An 18732-nucleotide genomic window follows, 5' to 3' on the forward strand; every position below is an offset into this window, starting at 1 on the left:
CGACACTCTGGCTAGGCAAGTGATTTTTGAGAAACCGCAGTTTAGTGGACTAAATGAGGATTTCGAGAAAATCACTTAACAATGCCAGAGCAAGTTAGGCCGTTATAAATCAATGATTTTGCCAGGGTTCATCACATTCTTCGGATCAAACACCTGCTTCATAGCCCGCATGTAATCAATTTCAACCGCACTACGGGTATATTGCAAATACGGTTTTTTGGTCATGCCAACACCGTGTTCCGCTGATACCGAGCCTTGGTATTTTTCAACAATCTCAAATACCCATGTACTTACCTTGGCGCATTTTTCAAAGAATTCTTCTTTGGCTAACGCATCTGGTTTTAGAATGTTTAAGTGTAAGTTGCCATCACCAATGTGACCAAACCAGATGATTTCAAAGTCTGGGTATTCTTTATTTACGACTTGCTCAATTTCATTCAAGAAAGGCGGTACTTTGGATACCACAACGGAGATGTCGTTTTTATACGGGGTCCATTCAGCAATGGTTTCTGAAATATCTTCACGTAAGCGCCATAGGTTTTTCGCTTGTGTTTCACTTTGCGAGATCACACCGTCTAATACCCAGCCTTCCTCCATACAATGCTCGAACAACTCCATAGCAACGTCCATATCTGCATCGCTAAGGGCTTCAAATTCGATCAGAGCATAATATTCAGCTTCGCTTTCAAATGGAGCAGGTACGTCACCACGGGCGATGACTTTGCTCATGGCTTTATGCGAAAAGAACTCAAACGCGGTTAAGTCCATACGACCTTGATAGGCATGTAGAACATTCATGATGGCGTCTAACTCTGGTACACCCAATACCAGAACATTCAGATTTTTAGGGCTACGGGTTAGGCGCATGGTCGCTTCCGTCACGATACCTAAAGTACCTTCACCGCCGATGAATAGCTGACGTAAGTCATAACCTGTGTTGTTTTTAACTAGGTCTTTGTTTAGCTCAAGAATGTCACCTTTACCGGTCACGACTTTCATACCCGCCACCCAGTCACGGGTCATGCCGTATTTGATGACTTTAATACCGCCTGCGTTGGTACCAATATTACCGCCAATTTGGCTGGAACCTGCTGATGCAAAATCCACTGGGTAATACAGACCTTGTTCTTCTGCAAAATCTTGTAACTGCTCGGTAATCACGCCCGCACCACAGCGTACGGTACGGTCAGTGAGGTTAAAGTCACTCATGGTGTTCATATAATCAAGGGCAACCACCACTTCGCCATTAGCAGCAACAGCACCCGCACTTAAACCCGTACGGCCACCAGATGGTACAATGGCAAAATCCAGCTCATTAGCCGCTTTTACGATGTCAGCCACTTGTTCTGTGGTCTTAGGAAAGGCAATGGCCAGAGGTTTGGGGGCGTAGATTTTGGTCCAATCTTTACCAAAAGTCTCCAGACTATCGGCATCGGTCTTTACTTTATCTTCGCCTAAAATGGCTTGAAGACGACTAATTACGGTGGTTTGGCTCATGTGAGTACCCTAAATTACAATCTCAAAAGCGGCTTGAGTGGCTATATGAGCCATTTGCAACTGTTGTTGCATACATTTCGCTGCCGCTGGGGCTTCTTTCAAAGGGGATTATGATACCATATGCGCCTAAATTTAGACTCATGTTTTCATGACCCATACTGGCAAGGCTTCGCGCCCCATAAGACCATTATCAGGCCAGCAAAACGCTTTACCGTTAATTAAGGCTCATACCATGACAGATACATCTTTAGATAAAAGCAAAATCCGCATTCTGTTATTAGAAGGCGTTCACCAAACGGCTCTAGATACCCTAACATCTGCGGGTTACAGCAACATCGAATACGTTAAAACGGCGTTAACCGGTGATGCCCTAAAAGAGAAAATCAAAGACGCACACTTTGTCGGTATTCGCTCGCGCACCCAGCTAACGGAAGACGTATTTGCCGCCGCTGAAAAGCTAATTGCTGTGGGTTGCTTCTGTATTGGTACAAACCAAGTAAACCTTGAAGCTGCGGCTAAGCGTGGTATTCCGGTATTTAACGCCCCTTACTCAAATACACGTTCTGTTGCAGAGCTTGTGTTAGGTGAAGCTATCTTGATGCTTCGTGGCATCCCAGAGAAAAACGCCGCTTGTCATCGTGGGGGCTGGATCAAGTCTGCTGAAGGCAGCTACGAAATCCGTGGCAAGAACCTTGGCATCGTCGGTTACGGTAGCATTGGTACTCAGCTATCTGTATTGGCTGAAGGTCTAGGCATGAAGGTTTACTTTTATGACGTCGTGACCAAACTGCCTTTAGGTAATGCGACGCAAGTAGAAACCATGGATGAGCTATTAGCCATGTCTGACATCGTATCTTTACACGTACCTGAAACGGGCGATACAAAAGACATGATGGGCGCTGAAGAATTCGCCAAAATGAAAAAAGGCGGTCTATTCATCAATGCTGCACGTGGCACGGTTGTGGATATTCCAGCACTGGCTGACGCCCTTAAAAGCGGCCACATTGGTGGCGCTGCCGTTGATGTATTCCCGAAAGAGCCAAAAGGTAACGACGACGAATTCATGTCTGAGTTACGTGGCTTAGATAACGTGATTCTAACTCCCCATATCGGTGGTTCAACTCAAGAAGCCCAAGCCAACATTGGTAAAGAAGTGGGCGAGAAACTGGCCACCTATTCTGATACTGGTGCTACTTTATCTGCGGTGAACTTCCCGCAAGTTTCACTTCCACAGCATGGTAACTTCCACCGTATTCTTCACATCCACGAAAACGTACCGGGTGTGTTAAACAAAATTAACACCATCTTTGCTGAGAACAACATCAACATTCTTGGTCAGTTCTTACAAACAACAGCCGACATCGGTTATGTGGTTGTAGATGTAGACGCTTCCGCCGGTGAACTGGCCCTTGAAAAAGTGTTAGAAGTAGAAGGTACTATTCGCGCACGTATTCTTTTCTGATACGGGAAACGTTGGATGGGAGATGCTCTAAAGTCTCCGTTTCTTGTTTCGCTAAAATAAAAACCGCATGCCGAAAGGCCTGCGGTTTTTTACGATTTCAAGATAATACTTATGAATTATTCACATGTTTAATTCAGGCATATACAATAATTTGAACATTGATAAGGAACGTCACAATGAAAAAACTTGCATTACTTACCTGTCTTTACGTTTTAACAGGTTGCGGATCAGACAACGATCCTTCCGGCAAAGAGGGAATAAACACATGTGCCGGTTACTCTAGTCCTAAGTTAGTAGTAGAGGTCTTCGATTCATCAACTAATGCAGAAATCTCCAATGCCGTTGTCGAATACACAGCCACTGGAGAAGGAATGGTTAGCACGCAAGAAATGATTAATGCACCATATACGCAAGTAAACCAAAACGAAACAGAAAATAATTTAACCTATAACTACCAGTCTTACTTTTCAGTAAATGCAATTCAGATTGAATATAGCTTTACTGTTAGTGCTACGGGTTATCACACCCATGTATCAAACCAACATAGCCTAGAACTGGATTCATCATGTGGGGCAGAGAATTTGGCATTACACACAGTTCGCTTATGCCCAACAAGTGGCACATGCTTATGAAACAAAAAACACATGTGACAACACCTGCGGTTTGTTATGCCTTTCATTTGTAGCATGGGTTAGATTGAGCGCAGCGAAATTGTAACCCATCAATTACATGATGGGTTACGCTCGTGCCAAACAGTTGTGAGAGGGTGGTCAACGTGTCCTTTGTGGTATAAGCGCGATAAGTTTTTGAATATTAAATCGCGCGCAAGAGCCCTCCCACTGATATGCCATTTTAGATTACACTATTTAGTCGATATCGAAAAAGCTATGAAAAAATGCGATTCTAAATATTTTCTAGCGTCAGTGAGGCAGAAAAGACAAGGCAAAAGAAAAATTCAGAAAAGGAGTTTATGTTTTATAAATGACTTTCTGAATTTTTCTTTTAACGCAGTATTTCCAACGCAACTAGCTAGAAATCGACTCCAATACGAGCTTTGATTCCCGATTTATACGCATGTTTAACGTCTTTCACTTCTGAAACCGTATCCGCCAATTCTTGCAACGCCGAACCGCCACCACGGCCTGTGACAATCACACTTTGCTCCACTGGGCGGTTTTTAATGGCATTTAAGATGCGCTCTTCATCTAAATATTTATAGGCAATCATGTAGGTGAGTTCATCCAGTAACACCAAATTATATTTGTCGTCCTGTAGCATTTTTTCAGCCACGGCCCATGTATCTTCGGCGGCTTTAATATCACCTGAGCGATCTTGAGTATTCCAAGTGAAACCTGTGCCCATTTGGTAAAAATCTTCAGGTTCAAAATTTGGCAGCAATGACGCTTTTTCTTTTAAGAAAATTTCCTCACCGCTTAGCTGTGCCCCTTTAATAAATTGAACGACGCCCACTTTATGATCATAACCCAATGCACGAAGTACCATGCCAAAACCTGAGCTGCTTTTGCCTTTACCGTTACCCGTAAGCACAATCACTACGCCACGCTCAATGTCGGCTTTGGCAATATTGGCGTCTACCTTCTCTTTTTGCTTTTTCATTTTTTGTTTATGTTTTTCGTCTTGAGTTGTCATACTCAGTACTCCAGATTTTATAATTGATAGGTACGCGCAATATCAAACTTATCACACAGATTTTGCATACCTTGTAATATTCGCCCCGAAAAACGATGCAATAAATCACCGTTGATAAAATATATTTGTTTGTTTTTAACCGCTGGTATTTCAGGCCATGATGCCCATTTATCACCTGCTTCTATCTTGCTGCCATGTTGCGATGGAATAACAATCACATCAGGCTTGGCTAACAGCACATTTTCAATGCTCACTTGCGGGTAATCCAATGCATTGTCATTAAAGATATTCACCCCTGCACAACCCTCAACCATTTCATTAATCCAAGAACCTGCTGCCATGGCTCTTAATGGCTCACTCCATAACTGATAAAACACCGATACTTTAGATTTTTTTGCATTATTTAAGCGGATTTTAGCTAGACGTTGATTAAACTCACTAGCATTTACTTGAGCTATTTTTTTTAAACCCAGTTTTTCGCCAAGGGAAAGCATTTCTTTGGGAATATCATCCAGTTTTTTGGTGATACTCAAATAAACGGGCAAACCTAAATCTTGCATTTTTTTAATATCTTGTGCTTTATTCCCACCTTGCCAAGCAATAATTAAGTCTGGTTTTAATTCCAGTACTCGCTCAATTTGAATGCCACTGTAGCCTCCAATGCGTGGAATATTTTTGGCTGCTTCTGGATAATCAGCGTATTCAGTGGTGGCAACAATTCTATCTCCGGCTCCTAGCATAAACACTAACTCAACCGCATGAGGTGCTAATGCAATAATACGCTGAATAGAATTCTCCTCTTGCGCCACACTTTTTACACTATTTAGCATTAGCCATATTATAGTTATGACCAAAGCCATTTTTTTAAATTGCATTGTGAAATATTCCTTGTTTCATATTATTAGCGACTGCACTCAAGCCTTGATCTATTTTTTGCCAATTTGCGTAACTATTTACCGGTAAACCAAGGCGAATGCCAGCTCTGTCATCCAATAAGCGGGTATAGATGCCCTGCTGACAAAGAATATGATGACTGTTTTTAGCATGGCTTGATTCAGAAAATATTAATGTAATAAATAAATCACTGCTTAATATAATTACGGTTTTATCTTCAATTTCAGATTTTAATTTTTGTTGGATAAAACGCTGAAGTTTCAATACTGAGGAATTTATGGCTAATCTGGATTGTTCAATCCACGCAGTATCTTGTAATGCGCATTTGGTTATATGTCGTGCGACATGACTCACTGCCCAACATGGCAAGTGCTCATTAAGTTCACAAAGCAATCGTGCATGAGCAAACACACTGCCAACTCTTATACCAGCCAAACCAAAAAACTTACCTAACGAACGCAATACAATTATATTGTTTGCTAAATCCGGCAAAACACTTTCATGTGGATGCATATCCATGAACGCTTCATCCACAATAAGATAACCATTGTGGTTATTCAGTGTTTCTGCCATTTCTATGACTTGTGTTTTTTTAGTTAATTGCCCAGTAGGGTTATTGGGATTAATCAGTACACATATATCACAGTTAACTAATAATGCTTGTGATGGTGTGTCATCATAAAATTGAAGGTGCGCACCATGTTGCCGCCATGCTCGAGCATGCTCTTGATACCCCATCTTGGGTAATAGAACTTTAAGTGCGCGATCATTTTTTTTATTTAATATTAAGGGAAGTGTTTGAATCGCCCAACTAGAGCCGGGCACCATGAGCAATGACGAACACTTATAGTAAGCTGCTGCAACTTCAGTTAAGCCATCTTGCTCATCCGGTAATTGCTGGTAAAGCGCATTATGAATTTGAAAGTGCGTGTATCCATTTGGGTTAATACCTGTGCTTAAATCCAACCAGTTAGACTGCTCAATGCCATAATGTTTTGCATAATAGGTCAGACTCCCCCCGTGTTGAGGGTGATGTTCAGGCGGCAAACAACTTGTATTCATGAATCAATCCAAGAGCGTTTACGCAGTACCAATAAAAAGAACACACTACCAATCGCTGCGGTTATAACACCTATGGGTAATTCATTGTTCGCCACTAATGAGCGGGCTAATACATCCACCCATACCATGAATACGCCACCAAAAAAGGTACATCCTAAAAAGAAATACTGCTGTTGCGATGGCATTAAGCGGCGCACGATATGTGGAATCATCAGTCCAACAAAACCAATGCCCCCTGTATTCGCTACTAAGGTGGCTGTGATCAGTGAGCCAAGTAATAACATGGCCATGCGTAATCGGGTGACATTTACACCCAATGTTTTGGCTGTTTCATCCCCAGCTAATACCGCTTTAAGTGAACGGGCATAACCTAAAAACAAAATCAAACAACTAGTAATGACCAAGCTTGGAACCAATAAAGTGTCCCAATTGGCGCGAGTAAAACTGCCTAACGTCCAAAATAATAACGAAGCTGCGGCTTCAGGGTCAGATGCATATAACACCAAACTGGTACCGGCACTAAACATAAACGACACCGCTACACCCGCTAATAACATGCGTTCAATTTGAATTCCCCGTCCTGCCAAACTTAAAACAATAAACACAGAAAACGCCGCACCAATAAACGCACCCGTGGTAATACTCATTTGACTGATAGCAAATCCAGATATGCCGGCACCTGTGATTGAGGCAATCACCAGTACCGCACCAAATGATGCACCAGAGGCAATACCAAACAAATAAGGGTCCGCTAATGGGTTACGCGTCACGGTCTGTAACACGGCCCCCGCTAAAGACAAACCCGCACCTGTCAAAAATGCCAAAATTAACCGAGGAAAGCGCAGCTCAAGAATAATACGCTGTTTAATATCAGAGACTTCAGTATCACCCCCTATTACGTTCCACAATACACAGAGCACATCACCACTGGAAATATTAGCGGCACCAAAGCTCACGGCTAGAATCGCCATCACGATCCACAAAACAATGGCACCACTGCAATATAAAATAAGTTTAGTCATGATAATGATACGTTATTCGAGGATGACCATGTGTTGGGTGCACATCCACACTCACCGAAGTGCGAAACACAGATTGAATTAAGTCTTGGGTTAATACATCTTGTGGCGACCCGCTGGCCACTAGACAGCCTTTATCTAACACTAATAGATAATCACAAAATGCCGCCGCTAAATTTAAATCGTGAAACGAAGCGAACACTGTTTTATTTATTTGCTTCACCTGATTCATCATATCTGCCTGATAGTGCACATCAAGATGATTAGTGGGCTCATCCATGATCAATAATTCAGTATTTTGAATAAGCGCACGAGCCAGCATTACGCGCTGTTTTTCACCGCCGGATAACGTTTGAAAAGGCGACTGACTTAAACCCAATACATCAACTTGTGACATTACTTGATTAATCAATAACCCGTCTTGCGAGTTATCCCATTCAAATAAAGATTTGTGTGGCGTTAAACCTTGAGACACCACATCTCGAACCGTTAACCCTAAGTGATCACTATGCTCTTGCAAAATCACCGACATATTTTTTGCATTTTGTTTTGCTGACAACTGCCATACATCTTTGCCTGCAAATGACACTTGGCCAGATGTGGGGGTATTAACCCGATACAAACAGCGCATCAAGCTCGATTTACCTGCACCATTTGGCCCTATTAAACCGACAAATTGGCCCTGATGAACGTCAAAACTCACATCATTCACGATAGGTTTATTGGCCACTTGCCAACAAAGATTTTGCGCACTCAGTAAAGCCATTGTATTGCGCCTATGAAAAATAAAATAACCACTAACATCATTATACTCAGGTACATTAAGCCAATGGCCTGTTGAATATGGCGACCTTGTGCAGCCACACCCTCACCTAATATTGGTCTTGATTTTAGCACACCCTGATACATGGCCGAGCCACCCAAGCTCACCCCTAAAGCAAACGCGCCTGCTGCCATTACTGGACCCGCATTTGGGCTGTACCAACTACGACCCCATTTCACAACACGCCAATATCCATGCCTTTTACCTTTTAAAAAGGCCGCTATCATAAACAACAGTACAGTCAGCCGCGCACTAGGCCAACCGAGCACATCATCTACCCTCGCACTGAATTTACCAAAATACTCATAACGAATATTTTTATAGCCCCACATGGCATCTAACGTATTAGCTAAACGAAAAACCAAAACACCAGCAACACCGAATATTAAAAACCAAAATATAGGGCCTATCACCCCGTCATGGGTATTTTCCGTTATGGTTTCCACGGTAGCGGTACTGATTTGTGATTCGTTTAAATGTTGAGTATCACGGCTTACAATCATTTTTAATTGCTCACGTGCATCCAATATATTGTTTTGAATTAATGGCTTTGCCACCGCCTGCCCATGCTCAGCCAAACTGCGCGCACCTATGGCTAAATACAAAATAAAAATCTCAAATATTAATTGGCCTGTATTTGGTAGAACAGAATACAGCCACATCAATACTCCAAGCGGAATCATGACAGCAACACACCAACACAGTATTCCCAAAAAAATAGCCCCAAGGTGCGATATTGTTTGCTTAGGATAAAACCACGCCTTACACCAATCAGCGTATTGACCAAATAACACTAAAGGATGGCAACGCTTTAACTCGCCAAAGAGTGCATCTAAACCTAGGGCCAAGACAACTATGATGGCGGATTCAAATAACATAAAACTGCATGTAAAGATTCATTGATCTTGTTGCTCCATAAAAATACGGGGAATAAATCACAGATCAAATCATTTCATGGCGAATGCCATAAAGAATAGAAGATCAATGCTGGGTACTCCCGCCCAGTGATGCAATGTTATTTTCAGGTATCTGACTTAAGCCTCATAATAGCTTGGCTTTTACAGTTGCGGGTACAGTTACGGAATTGCCTGACGATTAACAGTGTGGCTCACCGTATTCCCTGATGGCGGTTAAACGCCGAATAACAAGTGGCGTTGTTATACGTGGTTTTAAAAGAAGGGTCAAATCGAGACGAGAGACGAGAGACGGGAGGCGCAGCTAAATTTTTCTTCACGCTTTCATCAAGCGTTTAAATCTATTTACTATTGTTTTTGAAAGCATCAGCAAAGCCGCAATAGCAAGGCATAAAAAATCCCGACAGTCCGCAGTGTATTATTCATACATGAGGATTGACGGGATTTAGAAAATTCTGATTCAACAGAAGCGTCAGTGGCGACGCTTAGGCTAGGCAAAAAAATAGCTGGGAAGAACACTTATATGTAGAGACAAACTAAATTCAATTTTTTCCAGCAGCGTCAGCGAGGCCGCAAAGGCAAGGCATAAAAAATCCCGGCAACCGCAGTGTATAAATCATACATGAGGATTGACGGGATTTTTTTAACGCAGCATTTGCAACGTAGCTAGATGCTTACCAATTAGATGTCAGCAATAGACTTCAATGGATAGTTAGCAGGTAGAGGGCCTTCAGCCGCACCTGTGTCGATAGCTGCTTGTGCTACCGCAGTAGATACAATACCTAATAGACGAGAATCCGTCGCTTTAGGAATGATGTACTCTTTACCGAATTCCATAGAATCCACACCATAAGCATCTAGTACTTCTTGTGTAACTGGCTCTTTGGCTAGGTTAGCAAGGGCTTTCGCTGCTGCTAGTTTCATCTCTTCGTTGATAGCCGTTGCACGAACATCTAATGCACCACGGAAGATGAATGGGAAACCAAGAACATTGTTCACCTGGTTAGGGTAGTCAGAACGACCAGTCGCCATGATGGCATCAGGACGTGCTTCAGCTACCACTTCAGGCATGATTTCTGGAACTGGGTTAGCACATGCGAAGATAATTGGATTTGGTGCCATGGCTTTGATTTGCTCGCCAGTTACCATATCAGGACCAGATAGACCTAAGAAGATGTCAGCACCTTCAAGTGCATCGTCAAAAGTACGCTTGTCAGTATCTACTGCAAACATGGCTTTATACTGGTTAAGATCATCACGGCCAGAATGGATAACACCATTACGGTCGCACATGAAGATGTTTTCTGGCTTCATACCCGCAAGGATAAGTAGCTTAGAACAAGAAATCGCAGCAGCACCAGCACCTAGTACAGCCATTTTCACTTCTTCGATTTTCTTGCCTTGAATTTCAAGAGCGTTCAATGCACCTGCAACCGTTACGATAGCCGTACCGTGTTGGTCATCGTGGAATACAGGGATGTTGCACTGCTCTTTAAGAGTACGTTCAATTTCAAAACACTCAGGTGCTTTGATGTCTTCTAGGTTGATACCACCAAAGGTGATCGCAATACGACGTACTGTGTCGATGAACGCTTGTGGGCTTTCTGATTCTACTTCGATGTCGATTGAATCAACGCCAGCAAAACGTTTGAAAAGAAGTGACTTACCTTCCATAACAGGCTTAGAAGCCAAAGGACCAAGATCACCAAGACCAAGAATCGCAGTACCGTCAGTAATAACCGCTACTAGGTTACCTTTAGCTGTGTATTTGTATGCGTTCTCAGGATCTTCAGCAATCGCCTTAACTGGCTCTGCAACACCTGGGCTATACGCCAAAGATAGGTCGCGAGAAGAATCGGCTGGCGTGGTTAGCTCAACGCTGATTTTCCCTGGCTTTGGGAACTCATGGTAATCTAGTGCATCTTGTTTGAAATCTGACATTTCCGACAATTCCGTTATTTTTAAATTCACAATCCTAGCTAAACATAGAGCTAGCCTGTCTCGCTAAGGCGATGGGTCGCGTATTATTACGCAAATTAGCAACGCAGCATACCCCGTGGACCAATAAATTAGACATTAAATGCGCATTTACGGCTCGTCTATGCACCTAATTAACGCGTCACAACCCATATCAGGAAAAAAATTGGCAAATTCTTGTGTTCTGGTTATTTTTGGGGCACAAAAAAAGGCGCTACAAGAGCGCCTTTTTGTTTGGAAGCCAAAGCTTCCCGTTTTGGGGTCAAAGCAATTACGCTTTTGTAGTACGACCACCGAAACGTTTCTTGAAGCGATCAATACGACCACCAGTATCAAGAACTTTCTGCTTACCAGTATAGAAAGGGTGACATGCAGAACATACGTCTAAGTGCATGCTACCTGGCTTAGTAGAATATGTTTTTACAACGTTACCGCAAGAACAGCTTGCTTCAAGTACGTCGTAAGTAGGGTGAATACCTTCTCTCATAATGACCTCGTTTTCCTGTGCCGCCACTTATTCTCTATCACTTTCCGTACCTAGAGTGGAAAGCGTTGAGCCTCAATAAGCACCGCTGGACTAGATTAATTACAGACCTCTAGGGAGCGCGCATCTTATCAAAAGCGCCCCCTTGATGCATGTGTTTTTTTACCCTAGGGATAAGTCACTGCCACACATGGATTTTTTCTCGTCTGTGCAGACTATTTCCAGCTCTTGGCCGTGATACACTGGAGCAATACCACCTATATAATAGTAAGAGAATCCATGACGGCACCTTTTTATTTAAGTGTAGCCATTGCCGCCCCACTCAATCGCAGCTTTGACTACCTGCCAGAAACAGGCAGCGACATCAGCCTGTACCAAAGAGGCCTGCGAGTGAGCGTGCCGTTTGGGCCGCGAACTCTGGTGGGTATTATTGTGGATATTCGCGACCAGCCCCAACAGCCGGGCCACAAACTCAAAGCCATACACAACCGCATTGACCATACCCCCATACTCAGCCAAGACATACAACAACTGGGATTATGGATGCACGAATACTACCACCAACCCATAGGTGAAAGCCTGCACACGGTATTGCCAGTACTACTGCGCAAAGGCAGCCAAGCCACCGCCAGTGTTGAAATGGCCTATGGCCTAAACACATCTATAAATGAAGACACACTTAATGGTCTAAGCCGTGCCCCAAGGCAATTAGCGTTATATGAACACCTTAAAGCCAAAACCCAAGCTCAGCACAAAGACCTCACCCAAGCAGGCTACACCAGCGCCATCATTAACGGCTTAAAAGACAAAGGCATTATTAACGAGTTAGAAACGCCCAGCTTCCAAGCCATTAACGGGAGCGCGGTACAAACCCCTCTAACATTAAACGCCGAGCAGCAAACAGCCGTCAGCGCCCTCACCCAAGCCAAACAATTCAAACCATTTTTATTAGACGGGGTCACAGGCTCAGGCAAAACCGAAGTATACTTACAAAGCATTGCCCCACACATTGAAGCAGGCAAGCAAGTATTAATATTAGTCCCAGAAATTGGCCTCACCCCGCAAATGATTCAGCGTTTTGCTCAACGCTTTGAAGCCAACATACTATTGCTGCACAGCGCCCTCACCGACCGCGAACGCCTAGACGCTTGGCTCATGGCAGCACACCACAAGGCGGGCGATAAAGCGCAAATCATCATCGGCACCCGCAGCGCCGTGTTCACCCCAGCGCCAAATTTGGCCATGATCATCATAGATGAAGAACACGACGCCAGCTTTAAACAACAAGATGGCATTCGGTACCATGGCCGCGATGTAGCCGTCATGCGCGCCAAACTATTAAACCTGCCCATTGTATTAGGCAGTGCCACACCGTCATTAGATAGCGTGCAAAACGCCCTCAACGAAAAATACCAACACCTAGTACTGCGCCAACGGGCTGGTAACGCACAAGATGCGCAATTAAAAATCTTCAACATGAAAAAGCGCGCCGTTCATCATGGCCTAGCCGATGAACTGCTCGCAGAAATTCAGCAAACCCTGCAAAACCAGCAACAGGTTTTAGTCTTTATAAACCGCCGCGGATTTGCCCCAACCTTATATTGCCCAGATTGCGGTTGGATCGCCGAGTGCAAACGCTGCGATGCCAAAATGACGTTGCATCAAAAACCACCGCACTTACATTGCCACCATTGCGATAATAAAAACCCCTTACCAAAACAATGCCCAGAATGTTTAAGCCGTGATATTCATCCCATGGGCGTGGGCACCGAACGCTTAGAAAGTCACTTAGCGGCGCAATTTAACACTGTGCCTGTGATTCGCATTGACCGCGACAGCACAGCAAAAAAAGATTCCATGGAAGCGTTATTAGAACCCGTACACGCAGGAGAACCGTGTATTTTAATTGGCACACAAATGCTGGCCAAGGGTCATCACTTTCCCAAAGTCACCTTAGTGATCATGGTCAACATCGACAGCGGCTTTTTCAGCGCCGACTTTCGCGCTATGGAAAAAACCGCCCAGCTTGTATTGCAAGTCAGTGGCCGAGCTGGGCGAGAAAAAGACCAAGGCCGCGCCTACTTACAAACCGAATTCGCCGACCACCCACTGCTGCACCTATTAACCGAAGAAAACTACCACGCACTTTCTTTAGCCTTATTAGACGAGCGCAAACAACAACACTTACCACCTTATGGCTTTCAAGCTTTGTTGCGCGCCGACAGCCCCAACCCCAAAGAAGCCGAGCAGTTTTTGCATCGCGTACGTGAATTATTTAACTGGCATCAACAGAATAACCAACTGGGCGGCATTACATTTTTAGGGCCACTGCCTTCCCCCATGGAACTACGGGCCGGGCGCTTTAGAAGCCAGTTGTGGATCAATAGCTCGAATCGAAAATTGTTACATCATTTTTTGAACATGGTGGTGAATGGGGTGTATGAGATTAAGGGGTTTAATAAGGTTAGGTGGTCTCTCGACATCGACCCTACTGACAACCTTTAGTGCCTAGTTTACTCACCAGAGCGTTGTTAAAAATATTTTTTCATGCGTCATTTATGGAAATATAAAATCCTTACGAAAGAATACTTTTGCCTAGCTCTGATTTCGCCACTGACGTCCCTACAACTATATTCAACTTATTAATAGATCTCTGTTCTGTGAAATTGCAATTTCATTAAATAACTGCAACCTCACAGTGAATTAAGTAGGTCTCGTCTATACCGTCAGTCCGGCGGGTTTTGTCGTAAGGTATGACGACCGACTCTATTTTTTATAGGCCTAACTTCAGCGTATTAACACTTTGCATTTTTTTGTTACATAAAATTACATTTAGATTAATGTACCACTATGAATAAACATTCATTCACCCATCATGTAAACCCAACCTTGAAACTCAGTATAAATATGCAATTCCTGTAAATTTATTTACCACCTTTTATAGGAGTAAATCGCCATGTATACTCTTTGCATAATTTAATTGGCTCTCTAAAAGCATGAAACAAACGGTTTTTGTTTTATTTACAATATGGATATTCAGTACGGCTACTCATGCACGGCAAAGTTGTGACTGGCCATTTCAAACTCAAATTAATATCACTGAACAATCTGGTTCTGATTTAAGCGACTACCAAGTAAAATTAAATGTTTCTGGTGGGAACTTACACAGCGATTATGCTTGGACAATCGACGGGTTTGATTTTCGAATATTTGATAGCGACGATACCACATCGCTGGATTTTTGGATTGAAGACTGGGATCAAGCCAATGAAACTGCCAGCATATGGGTACGCTTTCCCACTTCTGCCCCTCTATTAGCCAACCAAACCCGTACCATATATTTATATTATGGCAATGAGAATGCATCGACACTGGCAAATGTGCCTTTTACTTTTGTCGAACCTGGTATCAAATTCCACGCACGAAATACCAGCTATAACCCAAGTAATAAAACTCAAGCCTTTAATGAGTTTGATAGCCTGACCGATTCAAATAATAATAATGACGGCTATGGCTGTACGTTCATTACCAATTTCACTGGTGTGACTAAAAATGCCACATTTGGCAATGGTGATAATTTTGCGGCCTATAGCGAAAGTTATTTTGAAGTGGCACCTGGAGAAGGAGGGTTATGGGAATTTCGTTATGGTGCTGATTTTGGTAGAGGCGGCGCGCTATACATAGACGACGTAGCCCTAGAAGAAGACTGGAACAACGATTTATGGTGGGCTTCAAACTGGAACAATGCCGATGTTTTGCAAGGCAGTATCACTCTAAGTGCTGGCTATCATAAATTAGAAGTCATCGGATTCGAAGGCTGTTGCGATGGTGGCATTACCGTTCAGTTTAAAAGGCCAGGTGGAAACTGGACTACCTTTAACACCAATGACATTGATATTCGAAGTCGCGCTTGCCCTGTAAACGAACCAAGCGTGTCATTTGGCGCTCACGATACATGTGAATTGGTTGATTTAAGGGTTCGTAATAGCGGCCTATCTATTCCCAGTAATTGGGTAGTGAATATTCAATCCGACATTAGCTTTGGCATTCGTAATACAAATAACGGCGACTCAACTACAAGCTCTCCTATTACCACCACCGTTTCTTTACCTGCTGGTTTTGCAATGAACAGTTATACAGGAACAAACTGGAGCTGCTCCCAAGTAGGAAGTGATATTGAATGCTCGTATGCTTTAGCACTTGGTACTAACTCAAATTCATCAACAGTAACCCTTAACATTACACCATCCAATAGTGCAAATACTGGAAGCGACAATATTAGCATTGAAGTAAGCAGTGTCTTTTACGATGTGCGTAAAAGCAACAACACCGTAAATCAAGCCATTAACGTAGTAGACAATAATTTCATTGCCCCTGTCACACCTACTTGCACACTACCTGACAATGGCATCTGGGCACGCTTCTTTGACATTACTGGGTATCCCGACAATAGCATAGATAACGAATCTGAAATGCAGACGCTTGTGGACAGCAGAGCAAATGAAAATTTTGTAGACGGGCAAACCATTATAGACAATATCAACGGCAACCAAAATCCATTTGATGATCGAGGTGACGATCAATATCTTGTGGTACTGAATGGCTATTTAGATATTCCCACTTCTGGCGATTACGATTTTGGTGTGGATGGCGATGATGCTGTTGAGTTTCGCTTGAACAATTCGGTAGTTAGTCATTTTTATCAACTGCATGGAACCAATGGCAGCCCTGTGGATGTGCAAACTATTCAATTAGCCGAAGGGTTTCATGAAATCGAATTTCGATTACAAGAATTCACAGGTCAAGCGGCATTTGATTTATATTGGAATCCGCCCAATGGCGGTACGGAAATTGTTCCAAGCATGTATTTTTATCATTGTGCAGGTAATACCAACATTCAATTGAACGTTTCAGTTGATGTCATTAGTGACCCGGTCAATGGCACAACAAGACCCAAAGCCATCCCCGGAGCCGTGATTCAACATACGATTGAAGGTTTTAATCAAGGTAACATCAGCACTGATTATGACAGCACCATTATTACCCAAGCATTAAATGTAGACAGTGAATTATTTGTTAATGACCTTGCAGGTAACGGCCCAATTGACTTCATTGATTATGTATCACCTAATGAAAGTGGCCTCTTTTATACTTACACGTCTTTAAGTGATATCAATGACAATATTAGCTTCAGCAATGATAGCGGGGGCACATTCAATTACACTCCAGTGCCGAATGCAGATGGTTACGATCCAGCTGTAACACACTTTAGATTAAACCTAGAAGGTTCGTTAAAACCGCAAGTAAATACCGTTCAACCAGGATTTAATATTATTTATCAAACTCAATTAAAATAAGCGGATTTGTTTGATGAATTTTTTCGAAGGATCAGCTACAAAGTTGTAAATGCAACCTATCAAACGTCGATGATGGCCTTCGTTCCACATGCCTTTAACCACCGTGATTATTCACACCTGCAAATGATTTAAATTAGACCTCTCACCAAAACGGTAATAATCCAGAATTAAGATAACTGGTATCCCGAGCCAAATCGTCAAGTATGTGCATTACCTTTGTATTTCTAATGACGCTTCTAGTACCGTTAATTAATCGTTTTTATAGTAGGCTTTCAGGAGATGATTTTGAAATTTTTGTTTTATATCACTTACTTAGTGCTATAAGCGGCCTTATTAGGTTTCAATAGACAGGCTTATTTCTTTATATTACATTCATCCATACAACCTAATTAATAACGACAATAATAAAGACCGTGATAAATGAACTTATACTTTAGACTGTTTTTGATATTTATTCGCACTCTACGGAAGAAACATATTCCAATTGATGATTTAGCCAACTCTGTGAGTGTTAGGGTTTTACCTAATGATCTTGATCTAAACATGCACGTGAACAACGGTAGATATTTAACCTTTTGCGATTTAACACGGGTTGATTTATTTATTCGTTCTGGACTTGCTTCATTAATGATTAAAAATAAATGGAACCCAATTATTGCAGAGCATTCAATGGAGTACATTCGTCCATTAAATTTATTCGATAAGGTCGAAGTGAGTATGAAGATCACTCACTGGGATGAAAAGTTTTTTTATTGTACTCATGAGTTTCATAAGGATGAGAAGCTGATAGCAAAAGGTACTTCTAGAGCCCTAGTAATTAGTAAACAAGGATCTCTATCCCCCGAGTTCATTTTACAAGAAGTGGATACCTATCAAATGCAGAAAAATCCTCAGAGGTAGGCATCTGAGTGAAAGTCTGAGCCGCAGGTGGATAAACGAAGTGCACAATATTCCAAACATCGGATAACGACGTTCGTCCCTTACGTTCTATCCAACCTACTACTCAGACACAAAAAAAGAGCGATATTCGCTCTTTTATATTTTAACGATTACAACATCATACCTTATAAGATGGGTTAGCGAGGTACCAGTATAACCCATCAAAATAAAAGGTGGGTTACGCTGCTCGTTTCACTCACAGCTAACCCACCCTACAATTCTTTCGCATGATTAGCCTTCAAAGGTTTCATCGTCTTCAACGGCTTTTGGCTTCGCCGCACGGAAATCTGCTCTGGCCACAATCTCTACGTAGAATTCGGTTTGACCGGCCTCAACCGCTGCATCGATCAGCTTATTAAAATCACCCGGACGCACCTCTGTGGCTTCATCCTCTGTATTGCCGAACTGACAGTCAAACGCCCAGTAGTTGGTGTCTTTTGGCAATACCTTATTGCGCTCGCGCTTCATGTATTTTTTAAGCTCATGTTTAATGGCTTCTACCATGCGCTCAGGCTGCTTTTTAGGGTGAGACAGAGAAAAGGTCTTTTTCATAGGGTTCCAAATGACGATATATCGAATAGGTGGGAAAGATAGGGGGATTATAGCATGAAGCAAAACCGAAGGGTTTTGCTATTTGTAGGTCGATGAGATGGT

The 18732-nt window shown here is 42.7% G+C and carries 15 protein-coding genes and 1 riboswitch; of the genes, 5 read left to right on the forward strand and 10 right to left on the reverse strand.

From position 1 onward, the window contains the following. Positions 1-102: 102 nt before the first annotated feature. On the reverse strand, positions 103-1497 hold the full coding sequence (locus ABWV45_RS14300; protein WP_353352395.1) for a D-2-hydroxyglutarate dehydrogenase: 1395 nt from the start codon (positions 1495-1497) through the stop codon (positions 103-105). Between the two features lie 232 nt (positions 1498-1729). Between ABWV45_RS14300 and serA the strand changes: the two genes are divergently transcribed. Both serA and ABWV45_RS14310 read left to right on the forward strand, forming a co-directional pair. Further along, positions 1730-2959 (forward strand): phosphoglycerate dehydrogenase, encoded by a 1230-nt coding sequence (gene serA, locus ABWV45_RS14305; protein ID WP_353352396.1) that lies wholly within the window; start codon positions 1730-1732, stop codon positions 2957-2959. 176 nt (positions 2960-3135) lie between these two features. Beyond that, complete coding sequence (locus tag ABWV45_RS14310) at positions 3136-3591, forward strand: hypothetical protein (protein WP_353352397.1); 456 nt, start codon at positions 3136-3138, stop codon at positions 3589-3591. 397 nt (positions 3592-3988) lie between these two features. On the opposite strand, the gene cobO is transcribed toward ABWV45_RS14310, so the two are convergent. From cobO to rpmE, 8 genes are all read right to left on the reverse strand, one after another. Beyond that, positions 3989-4609 (reverse strand): cob(I)yrinic acid a,c-diamide adenosyltransferase, encoded by a 621-nt coding sequence (cobO, locus tag ABWV45_RS14315; RefSeq protein WP_353352398.1) that lies wholly within the window; start codon positions 4607-4609, stop codon positions 3989-3991. 17 nt (positions 4610-4626) lie between these two features. Then, on the reverse strand, positions 4627-5484 hold the full coding sequence (locus tag ABWV45_RS14320) for a cobalamin-binding protein (RefSeq protein WP_353352399.1): 858 nt from the start codon (positions 5482-5484) through the stop codon (positions 4627-4629). Next, positions 5474-6565 (reverse strand): threonine-phosphate decarboxylase, encoded by a 1092-nt coding sequence (locus tag ABWV45_RS14325; protein ID WP_353352400.1) that lies wholly within the window; start codon positions 6563-6565, stop codon positions 5474-5476. Before ABWV45_RS14325 ends, ABWV45_RS14320 begins: the two co-directional genes overlap by 11 nt. Beyond that, positions 6562-7587 carry a FecCD family ABC transporter permease gene (locus ABWV45_RS14330; protein ID WP_353352401.1) on the reverse strand — a complete coding sequence of 342 codons (1026 nt, stop codon included), beginning with the start codon at positions 7585-7587 and terminating at the stop codon, positions 6562-6564. The genes ABWV45_RS14325 and ABWV45_RS14330 overlap by 4 nt, the downstream gene beginning before the upstream one ends. Beyond that, positions 7580-8350: an ABC transporter ATP-binding protein gene (locus ABWV45_RS14335; RefSeq protein WP_353352402.1), complete on the reverse strand. Its 771-nt coding sequence runs from the start codon at positions 8348-8350 to the stop codon at positions 7580-7582. Before ABWV45_RS14335 ends, ABWV45_RS14330 begins: the two co-directional genes overlap by 8 nt. Next, a complete protein-coding gene (cbiB, locus tag ABWV45_RS14340) occupies positions 8338-9285 on the reverse strand; it encodes an adenosylcobinamide-phosphate synthase CbiB (RefSeq protein ID WP_353352403.1) in 948 nt (315 codons plus the stop codon). The genes ABWV45_RS14335 and cbiB overlap by 13 nt, the downstream gene beginning before the upstream one ends. Positions 9286-9410: 125 nt before the next feature. After that, positions 9411-9567: riboswitch (cobalamin riboswitch) on the reverse strand. A gap of 435 nt (positions 9568-10002) precedes the next feature. After that, the gene (locus tag ABWV45_RS14345; RefSeq protein WP_353352404.1) at positions 10003-11262 is read right to left on the reverse strand and encodes a malic enzyme-like NAD(P)-binding protein; all 1260 of its coding nucleotides are present in this window, start codon (positions 11260-11262) and stop codon (positions 10003-10005) included. Positions 11263-11569: 307 nt separating this feature from the next. Continuing rightward, positions 11570-11785, reverse strand: coding sequence for a 50S ribosomal protein L31 (gene rpmE / locus ABWV45_RS14350; RefSeq protein WP_353352405.1), 216 nt, complete (start codon positions 11783-11785; stop codon positions 11570-11572). A 276-nt stretch (positions 11786-12061) separates the two neighbouring features. On the opposite strand from rpmE, the gene ABWV45_RS14355 reads away from it, so the two are divergent. From ABWV45_RS14355 to ABWV45_RS14365, 3 genes are all read left to right on the forward strand, one after another. Beyond that, positions 12062-14287 carry a primosomal protein N' gene (locus ABWV45_RS14355; protein ID WP_353352406.1) on the forward strand — a complete coding sequence of 742 codons (2226 nt, stop codon included), beginning with the start codon at positions 12062-12064 and terminating at the stop codon, positions 14285-14287. Between the two features lie 491 nt (positions 14288-14778). Beyond that, the gene (locus ABWV45_RS14360) at positions 14779-17139 is read left to right on the forward strand and encodes a CCXG family PEP-CTERM protein (protein ID WP_353352407.1); all 2361 of its coding nucleotides are present in this window, start codon (positions 14779-14781) and stop codon (positions 17137-17139) included. Positions 17140-17559: 420 nt separating this feature from the next. Further along, a complete protein-coding gene (locus ABWV45_RS14365) occupies positions 17560-18039 on the forward strand; it encodes an acyl-CoA thioesterase (RefSeq protein ID WP_353352408.1) in 480 nt (159 codons plus the stop codon). 270 nt (positions 18040-18309) lie between these two features. Here ABWV45_RS14365 and ABWV45_RS14370 read toward each other — a convergent pair whose 3' ends face one another. Further along, positions 18310-18630 (reverse strand): DUF6172 family protein, encoded by a 321-nt coding sequence (locus ABWV45_RS14370; RefSeq protein ID WP_353352409.1) that lies wholly within the window; start codon positions 18628-18630, stop codon positions 18310-18312. Between the last annotated feature and the right edge of the window lie 102 nt (positions 18631-18732).

Source organism: Oceaniserpentilla sp. 4NH20-0058 (genome assembly GCF_040371755.1).
Lineage (GTDB): Bacteria > Pseudomonadota > Gammaproteobacteria > Pseudomonadales > Oceanobacteraceae > Bermanella.